Origin of the sequence: Mesorhizobium sp. B2-3-15 (genome assembly GCF_006442875.1) — a bacterium.
Taxonomy (GTDB): Bacteria; Pseudomonadota; Alphaproteobacteria; order Rhizobiales; family Rhizobiaceae; genus Mesorhizobium; species Mesorhizobium australicum.
This window is the reverse complement of sequence record NZ_VFVO01000005.1, coordinates 199122-216842: the sequence shown is the minus strand read 5'-3', so window position 1 is coordinate 216842 and position 17721 is coordinate 199122. Positions and strand designations below refer to the sequence as shown.

Here is a 17721-nt window from a genome sequence, read left to right as displayed (position 1 = left end):
AATGGCCAGCCTCGAACTCAGAAACGTCGTCAAGCGCTACAAGAGCCAGACCGTCCTCGACAATCTGTCGCTGACCGTCGCCGATGGCGAAACGCTGGTGCTGTTTGGTCCCTCGGGCGCCGGCAAGACGGTGCTGTTGCGGCTGGTCGCCGGCGTCATCGATCCGGACGAAGGCAAGATCCTGATCGGCGGCGAGGACATGACCGATGTCGACGCGGAATTCCGCGGCGTCGGCATGGCGTTCCAGAATTTCGCGCTGTTTCCGCATATGAGCGCTTTCGACAATATCGCGACGCCGCTGGCGGCCAAGCGCTCGTCGCAGAGCGCGATCAAGGCCGGTGTCGAGAGCGTCGCCAAATTGTTGAAGATCGGCCATGTGCTTTCCCACAAGCCGCGCGCGCTCTCCAACGGCCAGAAGCAGCGCACGGCCCTTGCCCGCGCTTTGGTCGGTTCGCCGCCGCTGCTTCTGCTCGACGATCCCTTGCGCAATGTCGACGCCAAGCTGCGTTTCGAGATGCGGCTCGAACTGCCGCGGCTGCTCGCCGATCGCGGCGCCACCGTCGTTTACGTTACCCAGGACTACAAGGAAGCCATGGCGCTCGGCGACCGCATCGCGGTGATGTCGCAAGGCGTCATCAGGCAGCTTGGTACGCCCGAGCAGATCTATCGTGAGCCGGCCAACATCGAGATCGCGCGGCTGTTCGGCGATCCGACCATCAACCTGCTCGACGTCAAGCCCGCGCGCGATGCCCGGGGGGGCTATGTCGGCCTGTCCAATGTGCAGGTCCATCTCGCCGATGCTCCCGAGGCCGCCATCGGCCGCGACTGCATCATCGGGCTGAGACCCGAGGCCCTGCATTTCGTCGGCGAAAACGAACCCGGCGCCGTTCCGGTGACCGTCGAGGCGGAGACGCCGCTCAACGAAAAGATCGTTACCCTGGTGCGCACCATGCGCGGCCGTGAAATCCTGGTCTCGCGCCCGGCCGGAACCCCGGGGCGCAGCGAAGGCAAGGCGCATATCGCCGTCGACGGCGAGAGCGCCCTGCTGTTCGATCGGGCGAGCGGCGAGCGCATCGGCGCCAGGAATGTCGTCAAACTGCGCAACGGAGAAGCGGCATGAGCCCGAGCGCGCTCACCATATCAGGCGTCGACAAATTCTATGGCCCGATCGACAGGGGCGTTCACGCCGTCAAGAACCTGACGATGGATATCGGCAAGGGTGAGATCGTGGCGCTGCTCGGCTCGTCGGGCTGCGGCAAGACTTCGACCTTGCGCATGGTTGCCGGCTTCGAGGAGGTGTCGCGTGGCGCGATCGCGGTCGCCGGCCGCAAGGTACACACCTTGCCGCCGGTCAAACGCAATGTGGCAATGGCCTTCGAGGGCTATTCGCTCTATCCGCCGCTCACCGTGCGCGAGAACATGGCCTTTGCGCTCAAGGCCGCAAGGCTGCCCAGGAGCGAGGTCGACGCCAAGGTCGCCAGCATCGCAAAGCTGCTGGAGATCGAGGACATATTGGAGCGCTATCCTAGCTCCATTTCGGGTGGCCAGCAGCAGCGCGCCAGCCTTGGCCGGGCGCTGATCCGGGAAGCCGACCTGCATCTGCTGGACGAGCCGATGGGCCAGCTCGAGCCGCAGCTTCGCGCCGTGTTGCGCGGCCGTATCAAGCACTTCATCAAGGAGCGTGGCCTGACCGCGATCCTGGTCACCCACGACCAGACCGAGGCGAATGCGCTGGCCGACCGCATCGCGGTGATGGAGGGCGGCGTGCTGCAGCAGTTCGACACGCCGGACCGGATCAAGGAGCGCCCGGCCAACCTGTTCACCGGCACCTTCGTCGGCGAGCCGCCGATGAACGTCTTCGAGGCCTTTGTCGGCACGACCGCCGGCCGCATCAGTCTCAGGCTGCCCGACGGTCTGTCGCTCGACTACGACAAGGACGCCTTCAGCGCTCCGGTTCGCGACCAGCTGCTCAGCCGCGAGCGGGTGGTCATCGGCATCAGGCCCTACGCGGTCCGGCGTTCGAAGGAAGGAGTTCCGGCCAGGGTCTCGGCCAACCAATGGCTCGGCGACCAGACCCACATCGCCGCCGACTTCGCCGGCGGCTCGCTGGTCCTGGTGGAGCATGACCGCACCCGGCTCGACCTCGGCGCGCCCATCAACGTCAGCATCGATCCCAAAAACCTGCACGTCTTCGACCAGGCGAGCGGCAAGGCGATCTCGCACGGCATGGAGATCGCGTGATGCGCGACGTACTGATCGGCATCGATGCCGGCACTTCCGTCATCAAGTCCATCGCTTTCGACACGAAGGGCCGCCAGATCGCGGCCGCGGCAACGCCGAACCATTACGAGACGCTGCCGGGCGGCGGCGCCGAACAGGATCTGGCCCGCACATGGGCCGATGCCGCCACGACCTTGCGCCAGCTTGCCGACAAGGTGCCCGATCTCGCCAGCCGGACCGTCGCCATCGCGGTGACCGGGCAGGGGGACGGCACCTGGCTGATCGACGGCAAGGGCGAGCCGGTGGCCAAGGGTTGGCTCTGGCTCGACGCGCGCGCCGCGGGCGTCGTCGAGGAAATCCGCGCGCGGCCCGATGACCGGCTGCGCTTCGAGAAGACCGGCAGCGGTCTTGCCGCCTGCCAGCAAGGCTCGCAGTTCGCCTTCATGAAGCGCACCATGCCCGAAATGCTCGGCAAGGCGGCGACCGCGTTCCACTGCAAGGATTGGCTCTATTTCAAGCTGACCGGCGAACGCGCCACCGATCCGTCCGAAGGGACCTTCACTTTCGGCGACTTCCGCACCCGTGACTACAGTGGGGACGTGCTCGACGTCCTCGGCGTCGCCGATCTCAGGCACCTGCTGCCGCCGATCGTCGACGGCACGAGCCACAGCGCCGGACTGTCGCCGGCCGCCGCCGAAGTCACCGGCATGCTTGCCGGCACACCCGTCGTGCTCGGTTATGTCGACGTCGTCTGCACCGCGCTCGGCGCCGGCCTCCTCGACCGCGAGCGCAAGCCCGGCTGCTCGATCATCGGTTCCACCGGCATGCACATGCGGCTGGCCGAGACCCCGGATGATGTGCAGCTCAACGAAGCGGCGACCGGTTATACGATGGCGATGCCGGCGCCGGGCGTGTTCGCGCAGATGCAGTCCAACATGGCGGCGACGCTCAACATCGACTGGGTGCTTGGCCTCGCTTCGGGCATCCTCGCCTCGCAAGGCATAACCCGCAGCAATGGCGAGATGATCGCGCTGGTCGATGCCTGGATCGCGGCCTCGCGGCCGGCTTCGCTGCTCTACCAGCCCTACGTGTCGGAAGCCGGCGAGCGCGGACCGTTCGTCGATGCCAATGCCAGGGCAGGCTTCGTCGGCATTTCGTCGCGCCACGGCTACGCCGATCTGGTGCGCGCCGTCTTCGAAGGCTTGGCCTTCGCGGCGCGCGATTGCTACGCCGCCATGGGCCCGCTGCCACGCGAAATTCGCCTGACCGGCGGCGCCGCCAGAAGCCCGGCGCTGCGCAAGATCCTGGGTGCGGCCATTGGTGCCGACACGCGCACCAGCGCGCGCGAGGAGGCCGGTGCGGCCGGTGCCGCAATGATCGCGGCGGTCTGCGTCGGCCAATACGCCTCCATGGACGAATGCGTCGGCGAATGGGTAACGCCGCTGCTCGGCGAGGCCGAGCCGAGCGACCCGGATCTCGCCGCGATCTACGACAGGATGACCCCGTCCTACATGCTGGCGCACCAGGCCCTGCGGCCGGTCTGGCGTGCCATGGCGACATCGCAGGAAAATTGAGAAGTCGAGTATGCTGAGGAAAATAGCGATCATTGGCGACAACTTCATGCTGCCGGAGGTGTTTCGCGCCAAAATCGAGAAGGTGGCCAGTGGCGACCTCGATATCAGGACATTGCAGACGGCCTGGCCCGACGAGCCGATGGAGTTCGGCAACGCCGCGCTCGGCCTCGACAAGGTCAAGGAATATTTCGGCCATCCCGACGAGGTCGTCGACTTCATCGACGATGCCGAAATCCTCGTCACCCAGCTTGCGCCCCTGTCGGAGGGCATGATGCGGCGCCTGCCGCGGCTCAAGCTGGTCGCGGTGTCGCGCGGCGGCCCGATCAACATCGACATGGAAGCGGCCAGGGTGCACGGCATCACCGTGGTCAATGTGCCCGGCCGCAACGCCACTGCCGTGGCTGAGTTTACCATCGGCGCCATCCTGGCCGAGACGCGGCTGATCCGGGTCGGCCACGAGGCCTTGCGCAAGGGGGAATGGCGCGGCGATCTCTACCGCGCCGACCGCACCGGCCGCGAGCTCGGCGAAATGACCGTCGGCGTAGTCGGCTACGGCAATATCGGCACGAAGGTGGTGCGCCTGCTGCGCGCCTTCGGCTGCCACGTCCTGGTCAGCGATCCCTATGTGCAACTGAGCGCCGAGGATCGCAACGCTGGCGTCGAACTGGTTGCGCTCGACGACCTCCTGTCGCGCTCCGATGTGGTCACGCTGCATTCGCGGGTGACGCAGGAGACACGCGGTCTGATCGGCAAGGACACCATCGCGCGGATGAAGCCGGGCGTGATCTTCGTCAATACGGCGCGTGGCCCGCTGGTCGACTACGACGCACTCTACGAGGCGCTGGTTTCAGGGCAGATCGCCAGCGCCATGCTGGAAACCTTCGCGGTCGAACCGGTGCCGTCGGACTGGCCCTTGCTGCAGCTGCCCAATGTGACGCTGACGCCGCATATCGCCGGCGCTTCGGTGCGCACCGTGACCTATGCCGCCGAGCAGGCCGCCGAGGAAGTGCGCCGCTACCTGGCCGGCCTGCCTCCGGTCAATCCGTGCTGAGAGCGATGGCCATGATGCGAAAATCAGGCAGTGGGGCGACGGCAAGATGAGCGTCGGCCCTGACATAGTCGACCTCTTCGTCATTGGCGGCGGCGTCAACGGCGCCGGCATCGCGCGCGACGCCGCCGGCCGCGGGCTTTCCGTCATCCTGTGCGAAAAGGACGATCTCGCCGAAGGCACCAGCTCGCGCTCGGGCAAGCTCGTCCATGGCGGTCTGCGCTACCTCGAATATTACGAGTTCCGCCTGGTGCGCGAGGCGCTGATCGAGCGCGAGGTGCTGCTGGAATCGGCGCCGCACATCATCTGGCCGATGCGCTTCGTGCTGCCGCACAGCCCGGACGACCGGCCGGCATGGCTGGTGCGGCTCGGCCTCTTCCTCTACGACCACCTCGGCGGCCGCAAGCGGCTGCCCGCCACGCGGACGCTCGACCTGCGCACAGCTCCCGAGGGGGCGCCGATCAAGGACAGCTTCAAGCGCGGTTTCGAATATTCGGACTGCTGGGTCGACGATGCCCGCCTCGTCGTCATCAATGCGCTCGACGCCGCCGAACGGGGAGCGAAGGTCCTCACCCGCACCGCCTGCACCGCGGCCAGCCGCGAGGGCGGCCTCTGGGTTGTCGAGATGCGCGACGTCAGGACCGGCATCAAGACCAGTGTACGGGCCCGCGCGCTGATCAATGCCGCCGGCCCTTGGGTCAACGACATCGTCAACCGCGTTGCCGGCCAGAACTCCAGGCGCAACGTCCGCCTCGTCAAGGGCAGCCATATCGTCGTGCCCAAATTCTGGGAGGGAAGGCAGGCTTATCTCGTCCAGAACAACGACAAGCGCGTCATCTTCATCAATCCCTACCAGAACGATCTAGCCTTGATCGGAACCACCGACATCCCCTACGAGGGCCGGCCCGAGGATGTGAGGGCGGATGAGAGCGAGATCGATTACCTCATCAAGGTGGTCAACCGCTATTTCAAGCGCGGCTTTGCGCGGGGCGACGTGGTCCATTCGTTCTCCGGTGTCCGGCCGCTCTATGACGACAACGCCGACAATCCGAGCGCGGTGACGCGCGACTATATTTTCGAACTCGACGCGCCGGACGCGCAGGCGCCGCTGCTCTCCGTCTTCGGCGGCAAGATCACCACCTTCCGCAAACTGGCCGAGCATGCGCTGGACAGGATCGCACCGTTCTTTCCCAGCATGGGCAAAGCCTGGACCGCGAGGGCGCATCTGCCCGGCGGCGACATCGCCAATGCCGACTTCGAACAATTTCTTGGCAACCTCGCAAGCGAGTATCCATGGATGCCGGCATCGCTGCTCAAGCATTACGGCCGGCTCTACGGCACCAGGACGCGGTCCGTGGTCGGCGGCGCCCGATCGCTCGCCGCACTGGGGCGGTGCTTCGGCAAGGATTTCTTTGAGCGCGAGGCGAACTACCTCTTTGAACAGGAATGGGCGGAAGACGCGGCCGACATTCTCGAACGGCGCACCAAGCATGGCCTGCATTTGTCCGCCGAGGAGAAGTCGGCCTTCGAGCATTGGTGCGCGAGCCGGCAGGCGAGGGCAGGCTGATGGCGCTCATCGCCCCTGTTCTGCGCCGGCGTTGACGGGATCGCGACCTTGGCTTTCACGCTCTCCCTCAACACCAATCCGCTGGTCAACCGCTTCGCCGAGCCGGACGACCTGATCGATACCGTTGCCTATGAAATCGGCATTCGCGACGTTCAGCTCACGCATGAATTCGTCAACCCAGGCTGGCCGGCGGCGACGATCGTCAAGTTCGTCCGCCTGTTCCGCAACGCCTTGAATCGCACCGGCGTGCGCGTCACCTCCGGCATGACCGGCCCCTATGGCCGGCTGAACCATTTCGGCCATCCGGATGCGGATGTGCGCCGCTACTATGTCGACTGGTTCAAGACCTTTGCCGACATCTCGGCCGAGCTTGGCGCCAGCGGCATGGGCACGCAGTTCGCCATCTTCACGCATCGGGACTATGACGATCCCGCCCGTCGCGCCAGGCTGTTCGACATCGCGCTGGACTGCTGGCGCGAGGTCGCCGAGCACGCCCGAGCGGCAGGCCTGACCTATCTGTTCTGGGAGCCGATGTCGGTCGGTCGCGAATTCGGCCATACGATCGAGAATTGCCGGATGCTGCAGGACGCGATCGACGCGGCCGGCATGGCCATTCCGCTGGAGATGATGGTCGACATCGACCATGGCGACGTCACTTCCTCCAATCCGGCCGACATCGATCCCTATGCCTGGGCCGAAGCTTTCCCCCTGAAGTCGCCGATCATCCACATCAAGCAATCGTCGATGAACAAGGGTGGCCATTGGCCATTCACCGCGGCCCACAACAAGGACGGCCGCATCACGCCGGAGAAGCTGCTGGAGACGGTACGACGCGGCGGCGGCACCGACAACGAAATCTGCCTCGAACTATCCTTCCGCGAGCGCGAGCCGGTCGACCATCAGGTGGTCGCCATGATCCGCGAGTCGGTCGATTATTGGGCACCGTTCATCGACGCCGGCAGGGCGGGGATTTCGCCGAAGGCCGGATAGAAATCGGACAGGAGCCCATGCGGCTCCTGTCCATGAAATGCAACCGGATCGAACTCAGGCGAATTTCGGGTCGAGGCTGCCCGACTTGTAGCGCTTGGCCATTTCCGAAACCGGCAGCGGCTTGATCTTCGGCGCATTGCCGGCGGTGCCGAACTGCTCGAAGCGCTCCTTGCAGAGCTTCCTCATCGCCGCCATCGCCGGCGTCAGATATTTGCGCGGGTCGAACTCGCTGGGATTTTCGGTCAGCACCTTGCGGATCGCGCCGGTCAGCGCCATGCGGTTGTCGGTGTCGATGTTGATCTTGCGCACGCCATGCTTGATGCCGCGCTGGATCTCTTCCACTGGGACGCCCCAGGTCGGCTTCATCTGGCCGCCATATTTGTTGATGATCTCCTGCAAGTCCTCCGGCACCGAGGACGAGCCGTGCATGACCAGATGCATGTTCGGCAAGCGCCGGTGGATCTCCTCGATCACGTTCATCGCCAGCACCGCGCCGTCAGGCTTGCGCGAGAATTTATAGGCGCCGTGGCTGGTGCCCATGGCCACCGCCAGCGCATCGACATGGGTATCGCGCACGAACTGTTCGGCCTGCACCGGATCGGTCAGGAGCTGGTCGTGGCTGATCGCGCCTTCGACGCCGTGGCCGTCTTCCTGCTCGCCGCCGCCGCTCTCGAGCGAGCCCAGCACGCCGATCTCGCCTTCCACCGACACGCCGCCCCAATGCGCCATGTCGACGACGCGCTTGGTGATACCGGAATTATAGGCATAGTCGGCCGGCGACTTGCCGTCTTCCTTGAGCGAGCCGTCCATCATCACCGAGGTGAAGCCGTGCTGGATCGCGGTGACGCAGGTGGCTTCGTTGTTGCCATGGTCGAGATGCATGCAGACCGGGATGTCGGGATGGATCTCGACCAGCGCGTCGATCAGCTTGGCCAGCACCACGTCATTGGCATAGGCGCGGGCGCCGCGGCTCGCCTGCAGGATGACCGGGGACTTGGTCTCCTCGGCAGCCTCCATGATGGCGAGGCCCTGTTCCATGTTGTTCATGTTGAAGGCCGGCACGCCATAGCCGTATTCGGCGGCGTGATCGAGCAATTGTCTCAGTGTGATGCGAGCCAACGATTAGTCTCCCGTATCTGGTTTCGACTGTGGTTGCGGGCCGCCCGCGCATCGTTCAGCCCACCGATGCTTCTGGCCGGAATCCCGCGCAACCGCAACCGTGACAGACCGTCCCGGCAGCAATTCTTGTTACAGCGGCGCGATAAAAGCCGGCGAAATATCCCACAAAAATATCCCATTATCACAAAAATCATGATATCTATGCGATCATATCTGTTATATCTTCGTTCGATCAAGGAGCCAGGCTTCTGCGTTGGCGGGTCGGCGAGAATGAAGAGCGACAACAGACGCCAAGGCATCATGGACTTCCTGGTGGATGCCGGCGCGGCGAGCGTCGACGATCTTGCCTCTCGCTTTGGCGTCTCCAGGATGACCGTGCATCGCGACCTCGACGAGCTCGAGGAGAGCGGTTTGCTGCGCAAGGTGCGCGGCGGCGCCTCGATCCAGCCGAGCAGTCTGTTTGAAAGCGATTTCCGCTACCGGCAGAAGCAGGCGATCGGGGAAAAACAGCGCCTTGCGGCGGCGGCCGTGACCATGATCGAACCCGGCCAGACGGTCATCATCGACGACGGTTCGACCGCGGGCGGTATCGCGCGGTATCTCGTCGATCTCAGGCCATTGACGGTGATCACCAACAATCTCGCCGTCATCCAGGACCTGGCCGGTGCCGCGGGCATCAACCTGATCGCGCTCGGCGGCCAGTACTCGAAGAAATTCCACGGCTTCTTCGGCCTGCTCGCCGAGGCTTCGCTGCGGTCGCTGCGTGCCGACGTCGCCTTCCTGTCGTCGTCGGCCATCCATGGCGCCTCCGCCTTCCATCAGGACCAGGAAGTGGTGCAGGCCAAGCGACTGATGATGGCCGCGGCGACACGCAAATATCTGCTGGTGGATCACGGCAAGTTTGGCCGCAGCGCGCTGCATTTCCTGACCGATCTCAAGGCATTCGACGCCGTCTTCACCGGCCGCGGGCCGGAGCTCGGAATGCGCGACACGCTGGATGCGGCTGGCGTCTCGCTGAGGGTGGTCGCCGACAAGGATTGATGATCAAACGGGGACTGAGGACCAAGGAGTGTACGCGTGGTTTACTGGGTCGGTACAAGCTGGAAGATGAACAAGACGCTCGCCGAGGCGCTTGATTTTGCAGGCGCACTGGCCGGCTTCGTGGCGGGTTTCGACGATCGCATCCAGCCTTTCGTCGTCCCGCCTTTCACGGCGGTGCGAGAGGTCGGGCAGGCGCTGTCGACGACGCGCGTCAAGGTCGGCGCGCAGAACATGCATTGGGCCGACGCCGGCGCCTGGACCGGCGAGATCTCGCCGGTGATGCTGAACGATTGCGGCCTAGACCTGGTCGAACTCGGCCACAGCGAAAGGCGCGAGCACTTCGGCGAGACCGACCGCACGGTCGGGCTGAAGACGGCGGCGGCGGTCAAGCACGGACTGATGCCGCTGATCTGCGTCGGCGAGACGCTGGCCGAGCGCGAAAGCGGCAAGGCCGATGCGGTAGTGACCGGCCAGGTCGAGGGTGCACTGCAATTCCTCGAGGGCGAGGCGAGGGAAGCAAAAATCCTGTTCGCCTACGAGCCGGTCTGGGCGATCGGCGACAAGGGCATTCCGGCCAGTTCCGACTATGCCGACAGGCAGCAGGCGCTGATCAAGAAGGTCGCCGGCGGTCTGCTGCCGTCCGTGCCGCCGGTGCTCTATGGCGGCAGCGTCAATCCTGGCAATGCCGCGGAACTGATCGCCCAGCCCAACATCGACGGCTTGTTCATCGGCCGCTCGGCCTGGCAGGCCGAAGGCTACATCGACATCCTGCGCCGCGCGTCGGCCGCCATCTGAATCATCGAACTGGAAAGGACAAAAAATGAAAATAGCCATTGGAGCCGACAGCGCCGGCAAGCCGCTGCTCGACGTCATATCAGCGCATCTGGCGACCAAGCCGGGGCTCACCGTCAGCGACCTCAGCCAGGCCGGCTTCTATGCCGATCTGTCGCGGAAACTTGCCCAGACGATCGTCGACGGCGAGAACGATCGCGGCATCCTGTTCTGCGGCACCGGCATCGGCGTCTCGATCTCGGCCAACAAGGTGCCGGGCATCCGCGCCGCACTCACCCACGACACCTATTCGGCCGAACGCGCGGCGAAATCCAATAACGCCCAGATCATCACCATGGGCGCCCGCGTCATCGGCCCGGAACTGGCCAAGGCCATTGTCGATACCTGGCTGGCCTCGGAGTTCGACGAGAAGGGACCGTCGGCCGGCAACGTCCAGGCGATCGACAGGCTCGATGCGGCGAAGAGCTAAGCGAGACTGTCGCGCATCGCGCCGATGACGGTGACGGCCGAAGCCGCACCGGGATCGATATGGCCGAGCGAGCGCTCGCCGAGCCGCGACGAGCGGCCCTTGGCGGCGATCATGTCCTTGGTCGATTCCGCGCCGCGCTCGGCGGCGGCAAAAGCGGCCTGGAGGCTTTCGGCAAGGTTTTTTCCTGCTGCATTGCTGGCGCCGGCCGCTTCCGCCGCCGGTTGCCAGGCGTCGACCATTGTCTTTTCGCCGGTTTCGGCCTTGCCGCGATCCTTGATGCCTTGCGCCATGGCCTGCAGCAGCGCGACGACATCGGCATCCGCCAGCGTCGCCTTGCCCTTGACGGCGGCGGCGGCGCGCATGAAGGCGGTGGCATAGAGCGGGCCGCAGGACGCGCCGACGGCATTAAGAAACGATTTCGCCGCGGCGTTGAGGAGCGCGGTCGGCTCGGCCGCCGCAAGGTCGAGCGATGCCAGAGCATCGCGCGCGGCGTTGAACCCGAGCGCCATGGCAATGCCGTGGTCGGCGTCGCCGATGACGCCGTCGAGCTGGCAAAGCCGGTCCCTGTCGGCTTCCATCGCCACGGCGATCGCATCGAACATTCTTTTCAGGTCGAACGCGGCGATGGTCATGGAGCGCTCCTCAGCCGGCCCGGAACATGGCGCAGTCGCAGGGGTGGTCGAGCATCGCCTGCAATTCTTCGTCGAGATGGAAAAGCGTCACCGAAGCGCCGGCCATTTCCAGCGACGTGCAGTAGTTGCCGACCCAGGTCGCGTGGACCGAAACGCCGATGGCGTCGAGCCTCTGCTTGACCCGGCGGTTCATGATGTAGAGCTCCATCAGCGGCGTCGAACCCAGCGAATTGACCAGCACCGCGACCTTGTCGCCGCGCTTCGGCGCCATCTCGGCGAAAATCTTGTCGAGCATCTCGTCGGTGATTTCGTCGGCGGTCCCGAGCTTGCCGCGGGCGATGCCGGGTTCGCCATGGATGCCCATGCCGATTTCCATCTCGTCCGCGCCGATCTCGAAATTCGGCCGCCGGGTCTGCGGCAGCGAGCAGGGCGACAGTGCCACGCCCATGGTGAAGGTGCGGTCGTTGGCCTTGCGCGCGACGCGCTCGCATTCGTCGAGGGAGAGCATCAGGTCGCAGGCGGCACCGGCCGCCTTGAAGATGAAGAAATTACCCGCGACACCACGGCGCTTCCGCCGCTGGTCACGCGGCGCCGAGGCGACGTCGTCGGTGGTCAGCACCGTGCGCACCTCGATGTCGTCCATGGCGGCCATCTCGGCCGCCATGTCGAAATTCATCACGTCGCCGGCATAGTTGCCGTACATGAACAGCACGCCGGCGCCGCCGCTGATCGCCTTGGTGCATTCGAGGATCGGATCGGGCGGCGGCGAGGCAAAGACGTTGCCGACAGCCGCCGCGTCCGCCAGCCCCTTGCCGACAAAGCCGAGAAAGGTCGGCTCGTGGCCGGAGCCGCCGCCGATCACCAGCCCGACCTTGCCGGGCCTCGGTCCATCGCGGGCGATGATCGAGCGCGGACTGCCGTCCACGCTCCCGAGATGGCGAGGATGCGCGGCCAGGATCCCTTCGAGCATTTCGTCGACGGCACGGTTGCCGTCATTGATGATCTTCTTGGTCTGCACCGGCATCCTCCCGAACTCAGTATTTTCCGGGATACTACAGCCCGTTACCGGGATTTCCACCCCGGCAGCGCCGCTTCAGGCCGCGATCTTTTCCCGCGCGGCGAGTATCTGCACACAGGCGTTTGCCGCTTCCTTCCCCTTGACCGTGAAATGCTCGAAGAAGAAGCGATGATGCTCGGCGCTGTCGTGGAAATTGTGCGGCGTGAGCACCGCCGAAAGCACGGGCACGCCGGTCGACAACTGCACGTTCATCATGCCGTCGATAACGGCGTTGGCGACGAAGTCGTGCCGGTAGATGCCGCCATTGACGACGAATGCCGTGCCGAGGATAGCGGCGTAGCGGCCGGTCCCGGCAAGCGTCTTGGCATGGAGCGGAATCTCGTAGGCGCCGGGCACGTCGAAGATATCGACGGCAAAGCGTCCGCCGCCAATCTCGGCCAGTTCCGCCCCAAAGGCTTGCACGCACTGGTCGACAATGTCGGCATGCCAGCGCGCCCTGATGACGGCGATCCGAATTGTTTCATAGTCTTTGTGGGAATGCTGATTCATGGGTCCATCCTTCCGTTTCGAACCAGAATCAGGACGCACGATACGAAATCCGGCCCGCCGGGGCGGTCCGTCTTCCGTTTCGTTCTCTTTCATCCGGACTCTAACCGTCGGCTCCGGAATCACACCGGATCTGCTGACCTCTCCGATACTGGAGAGCGCTCGCGGGCTTCGGCCGAAACCGTTACCGCCGGTGGGGACTTTCACCCCGCCCTGAGAACATTAACACGCTTTGTATGGAAGGATGGTGGGGCCGCTGTCAACTACGCGACAGGCCGCTGGCCAATCACGTTGTGCCGACTGGAGCAATGCGACGGGGAGGAAAGTTCTAGCGTGTGCGCCATGCCGCCGCGCCAGCGGCAATCAGCATCAGCAAGGCCGCAACTGCCGCGCATGTGGCGAAGCCGAAGCCGGAATAGAGCGGCCCGAAGCCGGTGGTGCCGACGAACACCGCGAGATAGGTCACCGCGCTGTTCAGCCCCATGATCGTGCCCCGCCGCGACGGATCGAGCGCCGACAGGCGCATCACCAGCACGTTCAGCCCGAAATGGTTGGCAAGCCCCCAGGCAGCCACCATGGCGAGCGTCAAGCCATAGCTGCCGCTGGTCGCGGCGATCGCCACGTAGACGATGGCCACGAGAAGATAGGCGAAAGGCATGACACGCCGGGCGCCCAGGCGATCGATGATGCCGTCGAAGAGCGCCGCGGTGCCAAATCCCGCGCCATAGGCGAGGGCGGCCAGCCCGTTGGCGCTGACCGGCTGCCCCAGCCCGCTGTGGAGATGGTCGCCAAGATAGCCATAGACACCGTAGAAGGCGGTCATGAAAGCGCCGCAAGCAACCAGGAGGGGCACAATGCCGGGGATGTTCAACGCCGCCAGCGGGGCGGGCGCCGGTCCGGCCTTCCGGACATCCGGGAGCGACGATGCGCTGAGGCCGCCAAGCGCCAGCGCCGCCAGCACGGCCACGGCGACAAAGACGGCGCGCCAGTGCACGAGATCGGCAAGCACCGCCGACAGCGAAACGCCGGCCACCATGCTGAGCGTCCACCCGGTCAGCACCACGCCGATCGTGCCGCTTTCCCGCCCAGGCGGGGCGATGGCCGCGGCACTGGCATAGATTGCCGGCATGGCGACGCCGGCCGCGATCCCAGCGATAAGCTGCGCGGCAACCAGCGCGCTCACCGTCGGCGCGGCCGCGCTGGCGACCAAGGCCAATGCCAGCAGCAGCAAGGCCGCCCGCAACATCCGGCGCGCGCCGAGCCGGTCGATATGGCGTGCCAGGAACAGGGCGCTCGCCGATGTGCCGAGGCCGAACGCGGCCGCCGCCATCATCACCATGGGGACGCTGGTCGAGAACGACACGGCCACTGCCGGAGCGATCGGGCCCAGCACCAGCGAATTCGAGCCGATCACGGCGATGCATCCGGTCAGCAGATAGGCGAGGGCCGGGATGGGCAGCCTGGTGTCCGCGCCCAAGGCTGTAGCTTGATCGTTGTTCGACATATCATCATAATGGCCGTATTAAATTCCGTGACAATCGGGAATACCGCTATGGATGAAGAAACAGATGGCATTCCGCGGAACAGGCCGGCGGCCCGGGATGTCGACGCGACCGACCGAAAAATATTAGGCGTTCTCGTCGAAGACGCGACCGTCAGCTATGCCGAACTCGGCGATCGCGTCGGCTTGTCGCCGCCGGCAGCGCACGAGCGCGTCAAGCGGCTTCGGCGCAGCGGCGCCATTCGCAATACGGCCGCCATCATCGATCCCAACGCGGTGAGAAAACCGCTGCTCACCTTCGTTCACATAGACACCAGCGGCTGGGGCAAGACCCCTGAACTGATGGCGATCTCGGAATATCCCGAGGTCGAGGAGATCCACACCGTCGCCGGCGATACATGCGTACTACTCAAGGTGCGCACCGAGGACACCAAGGCGCTCGAAGGCCTGCTGTTGCGTCTCTACGAGACACCAGGCGTCACCTCGACGCGCAGCTACGTGGTTCTGGCGACCTATCTCGAACGGCCGGTGCAACCCGGCATCACGGCGCAGTGGCCGACGCCGAAGCACATGGGCAAGCCGTTGTATTGAACGACCTGGCTCGTCGCTTAGCTTCCCAGCCGGATCGTCTCGAAATAGGCGTCGGTGCCGACCTGGCCGCCTTTCAGCGCTATTTCGAGGCCATCGATCTCACCGCCGCCATGGGCGACGCAGAGCGGAGATCCCGGCGATTGCGGCAAAGGCATGCGCACGGTCAGCGCGTCGATGGCCAATTGTCCGAGCGCGTGGCTGGACGTATCGCCACCGGCGATCACCGCGCGCTTGAGTTTCTGTTCCACGATCAGCCGGCGCAGGATGGTCCCCAGCGCTCGCCCGAGCGTGTTTCGCGCGCCTTCGATCCTGTCGATCTCGGCGCCCCGGTCGGCCTGCGGGCCAAGCGCGGTGTAGAGGATGACGCTGCGGCCCTTGGCCAGACTTGCCAGCCCGGTGGCGACCGCCTGCTCGATCGCGTCGCCGGCGCCCTCCGAGACCAGTCGCATCGCATCCATTTCGACGCCGTCAAAACCGTGGGCGAGCGCAAAGCGGATTTGTTTCTCGGTGGTAGGCGAAACGCTGCCCGAGACGACCGCGAGGCGGTCCACCGGGCCGGGCGGCGCGAACGACGCGTGCCCGGAGACGATGCCTTTGCCGGCCCATTCGGCAAGCAAGGCATATTCGACGCCCGAGGATCCGACAACGAAGCCATGGCCTTGATCGTGGATGCGCCAGATCTGCTCGCCGACGCGTCTCTGTGTCTGGCGGCTTTCAACATCGAACAGGACGATCGCCCTGTTTTTCATCGCCTGGTCGACCGTTTGCGCAACATCGTCGGCCTGCAATGCCGCCAGGTCGACAAGGCCGGCGCTGAGACTGGTCTGATGCGAGAGATGCGCGAGCAGGTCTGCTTCGTTCATCGGCGTCACCGGATGCCTGCTCATCACAGGATGCCTGTCGATGCGGAAATACTCGCCACGGAACGCCGCGAAAAGATTGCCGAAGGCGGTGTAGCGCTTGAGCTGCGGCGCCCCGACCACCATCGGCACGCTCGCCCCGCCGAAAATACGCCTGCCGATTTCGGTGGCGCGGCCAATGCTGCCGACCGCCGGGCTGGAATCGAAGGTAGAGCAGATCTTGTAGTGGCAGATCGCCGCCCCGAGGCCTTTCAGCCATTCGAAGGCCGGCGTCAGGTTTTCCTCCATCCATTGCGGCGTTTCGCTTCGGCTGGTGCCCGCCAATCCAACCGCGCGGCAATGCGAAAATCGCGCCAGCAAGGACGGATCGGGCTGGTTCATGAACAGCACCGTCGGAACGCCGCCGAGCTCAAGCGCCTCCATGACGTCCGTCGAACCGGTAAGGTCGTCGCCATAATAACTGAGGAGCAGGTTTTGCGCGGCCATGCTCATGCTGCCTTGCCGTCGCCGAACTTTTCGATCGATCGGGCCAGTTCGATGTGATCGCGGGCATAGTCCGCCAGCGCAATGCCCTCGACCGCCGCCTGCCAGGCTTGCAGCACGGCCCGCACGCCGGCACCGGGTCCGTCCGGATGGCTGACGATGCCGCCGCCGCAGAGGTAGAGGAGGTCGACCGTGCGGCCGGTGCGCTCATAGGTTTCGGGTGCCTGGCCGCCCCATTGGCCCGAGCAGGCCACGGGCAGCGCGCAATCGTCTGATGAAAACAGCGGCGTCGTCACTGCCTCGAAGGAGCGGATGAAGGAATCGTCCGGCTCCCAATATTTCGAGCCGATGCCGTTGATCTGGAACTGGTCGACGCCGAGCAGCCGCCAGAATTGCTGCCAGACCTTGAAGTCCATGCCGAGGCCGGGGTGGCGTGTGAGAATGTCCCAGCCATTGCGATGGGCATGCAGCACCAAGCCGGAACGCTTCCGCAGAAAAGCCATGCCACCGAAGCCGATCGAGTTGATGTTGACGACCGCGCAATTGCCGCCGGCTTGGAGCACAAGATCGTGGTTGCGCATCATCTCGTCGGGATCGGCATGCGAGATGCCGAAGGCATACATCACCTTCTTGCCGGTCTTCTGCTCATGGTCGAGAATCCCTGGCATGATCGCCTTCACCCGCTCCGCCAGCGGCGAATAGGCAGGGCTCATCAGCTTCTCGTCGTCCTTGATGAAATCGACGCCGGCCTCGATCAGTTCGCCCACCATCGCGGCCGTCTCGTGCGGCCTGAGACCAAGCGCCGGCTTGACGATGGTACCGATGATCGGGCGGCCCTCGACACCGGTCAGCCCGCGGCTGCCCGCAACGCCGAACTGTGGACCCGGATGGGCACCCCGGTATTGTTCCGGCAGCTTCATGTCGATGACGCGGATGCCGGACAGGCCCCTGATCGAATAGGTGCCACCAATGGCAATGGTCATCAGTGCCGACAGGTCGGTGCCGATGGCGTCGAAGGGGAAGGCGATGTCGACATCGGCGCGCCGGAAGGGCCCGCTGCCGGATCCGGGGAGAGAGGGTTGCGTGGCATCCGGCAGGTGCCGGATCGCCAGCACGCGCGCCGCCACGCGCGCCTTCAGCTCCTCGGTCTCGCCCGGCAGCGCGACGAAGGTGCCGGTCGACTGGTCGCTGGCGATCTTGGCGGCCAGCGCCTCGATGCTGCCAGAGGTTTCGATGCGATAAGTAAGCGTGATCATGATCAGTCCGCCGC

The 17721-nt window shown here is 65.1% G+C and carries 17 protein-coding genes and 1 riboswitch; of the genes, 10 read left to right on the top strand and 7 right to left on the bottom strand.

Annotated features, from left to right (window positions below; translation table 11 throughout):
• Position 1: 1 nt before the first annotated feature.
• Genes FJ954_RS12675 through FJ954_RS12650 form a run of 6 tightly spaced genes read left to right on the top strand, consistent with a single transcriptional unit; the run spans position 2 to position 7399 of the window.
• Positions 2-1120: an ABC transporter ATP-binding protein gene (locus FJ954_RS12675; protein ID WP_140661511.1), complete on the top strand. Its 1119-nt coding sequence runs from the start codon at positions 2-4 to the stop codon at positions 1118-1120.
• Positions 1117-2241: an ABC transporter ATP-binding protein gene (locus FJ954_RS12670; protein ID WP_140661510.1), complete on the top strand. Its 1125-nt coding sequence runs from the start codon at positions 1117-1119 to the stop codon at positions 2239-2241. The genes FJ954_RS12675 and FJ954_RS12670 overlap by 4 nt, the downstream gene beginning before the upstream one ends.
• Positions 2241-3794, top strand: coding sequence for an FGGY-family carbohydrate kinase (locus FJ954_RS12665; protein WP_140661509.1), 1554 nt, complete (start codon positions 2241-2243; stop codon positions 3792-3794). Before FJ954_RS12670 ends, FJ954_RS12665 begins: the two co-directional genes overlap by 1 nt.
• Before the next feature lie 10 nt (positions 3795-3804).
• The gene (locus FJ954_RS12660) at positions 3805-4845 is read left to right on the top strand and encodes a 2-hydroxyacid dehydrogenase (protein WP_181177807.1); all 1041 of its coding nucleotides are present in this window, start codon (positions 3805-3807) and stop codon (positions 4843-4845) included.
• Positions 4846-4891: 46 nt separating this feature from the next.
• Positions 4892-6409: a glycerol-3-phosphate dehydrogenase gene (locus FJ954_RS12655; protein WP_140661508.1), complete on the top strand. Its 1518-nt coding sequence runs from the start codon at positions 4892-4894 to the stop codon at positions 6407-6409.
• A gap of 48 nt (positions 6410-6457) precedes the next feature.
• A complete protein-coding gene (locus FJ954_RS12650; RefSeq protein WP_140661507.1) occupies positions 6458-7399 on the top strand; it encodes a TIM barrel protein in 942 nt (313 codons plus the stop codon).
• A 54-nt stretch (positions 7400-7453) separates the two neighbouring features.
• Here the strand turns inward: FJ954_RS12650 and fba are convergent, their stop codons facing one another.
• Positions 7454-8518 carry a class II fructose-bisphosphate aldolase gene (fba, locus tag FJ954_RS12645; protein WP_015318960.1) on the bottom strand — a complete coding sequence of 355 codons (1065 nt, stop codon included), beginning with the start codon at positions 8516-8518 and terminating at the stop codon, positions 7454-7456.
• A gap of 270 nt (positions 8519-8788) precedes the next feature.
• Here fba and FJ954_RS12640 point away from each other — a divergent pair, with 270 nt between their 5' ends.
• The 3 genes from FJ954_RS12640 to FJ954_RS12630 are packed head-to-tail and all read left to right on the top strand — an operon-like array spanning position 8789 to position 10820.
• Positions 8789-9559 carry a DeoR/GlpR family DNA-binding transcription regulator gene (locus FJ954_RS12640; protein ID WP_140661506.1) on the top strand — a complete coding sequence of 257 codons (771 nt, stop codon included), beginning with the start codon at positions 8789-8791 and terminating at the stop codon, positions 9557-9559.
• Between the two features lie 36 nt (positions 9560-9595).
• Complete coding sequence (locus FJ954_RS12635) at positions 9596-10354, top strand: triose-phosphate isomerase (protein ID WP_140661505.1); 759 nt, start codon at positions 9596-9598, stop codon at positions 10352-10354.
• Between the two features lie 25 nt (positions 10355-10379).
• The gene (locus FJ954_RS12630; protein ID WP_140617404.1) at positions 10380-10820 is read left to right on the top strand and encodes an RpiB/LacA/LacB family sugar-phosphate isomerase; all 441 of its coding nucleotides are present in this window, start codon (positions 10380-10382) and stop codon (positions 10818-10820) included.
• Here FJ954_RS12630 and dhaL read toward each other — a convergent pair.
• The 4 genes from dhaL to FJ954_RS12610 all read right to left on the bottom strand — a co-directional run bounded on the left by dhaL (position 10817) and on the right by FJ954_RS12610 (position 14520).
• Positions 10817-11452, bottom strand: coding sequence for a dihydroxyacetone kinase subunit DhaL (gene dhaL, locus FJ954_RS12625; RefSeq protein ID WP_140661504.1), 636 nt, complete (start codon positions 11450-11452; stop codon positions 10817-10819). The genes FJ954_RS12630 and dhaL overlap by 4 nt on opposite strands.
• Before the next feature lie 10 nt (positions 11453-11462).
• The gene (locus FJ954_RS12620) at positions 11463-12470 is read right to left on the bottom strand and encodes a dihydroxyacetone kinase subunit DhaK (protein WP_140661503.1); all 1008 of its coding nucleotides are present in this window, start codon (positions 12468-12470) and stop codon (positions 11463-11465) included.
• A 75-nt stretch (positions 12471-12545) separates the two neighbouring features.
• Positions 12546-13019 carry a 6,7-dimethyl-8-ribityllumazine synthase gene (locus FJ954_RS12615; RefSeq protein ID WP_015318954.1) on the bottom strand — a complete coding sequence of 158 codons (474 nt, stop codon included), beginning with the start codon at positions 13017-13019 and terminating at the stop codon, positions 12546-12548.
• Positions 13020-13096: 77 nt separating this feature from the next.
• Positions 13097-13241, bottom strand: a riboswitch (FMN riboswitch).
• A gap of 103 nt (positions 13242-13344) precedes the next feature.
• The gene (locus FJ954_RS12610) at positions 13345-14520 is read right to left on the bottom strand and encodes an MFS transporter (RefSeq protein WP_140661502.1); all 1176 of its coding nucleotides are present in this window, start codon (positions 14518-14520) and stop codon (positions 13345-13347) included.
• Positions 14521-14568: 48 nt separating this feature from the next.
• Between FJ954_RS12610 and FJ954_RS12605 the strand changes: the two genes are divergently transcribed.
• Positions 14569-15108 carry an Lrp/AsnC family transcriptional regulator gene (locus FJ954_RS12605; RefSeq protein ID WP_015318952.1) on the top strand — a complete coding sequence of 180 codons (540 nt, stop codon included), beginning with the start codon at positions 14569-14571 and terminating at the stop codon, positions 15106-15108.
• A 17-nt stretch (positions 15109-15125) separates the two neighbouring features.
• On the opposite strand, the gene FJ954_RS12600 is transcribed toward FJ954_RS12605, so the two are convergent.
• A complete protein-coding gene (locus FJ954_RS12600) occupies positions 15126-16454 on the bottom strand; it encodes a four-carbon acid sugar kinase family protein (RefSeq protein WP_140661501.1) in 1329 nt (442 codons plus the stop codon).
• Positions 16455-16456: 2 nt separating this feature from the next.
• Entirely contained in the window at positions 16457-17707 is a 1251-nt protein-coding gene (gene oiaX, locus FJ954_RS12595) for a 3-oxo-isoapionate-4-phosphate decarboxylase OiaX (RefSeq protein ID WP_140661500.1), read from the bottom strand.
• Positions 17708-17721 lie beyond the last annotated feature (14 nt).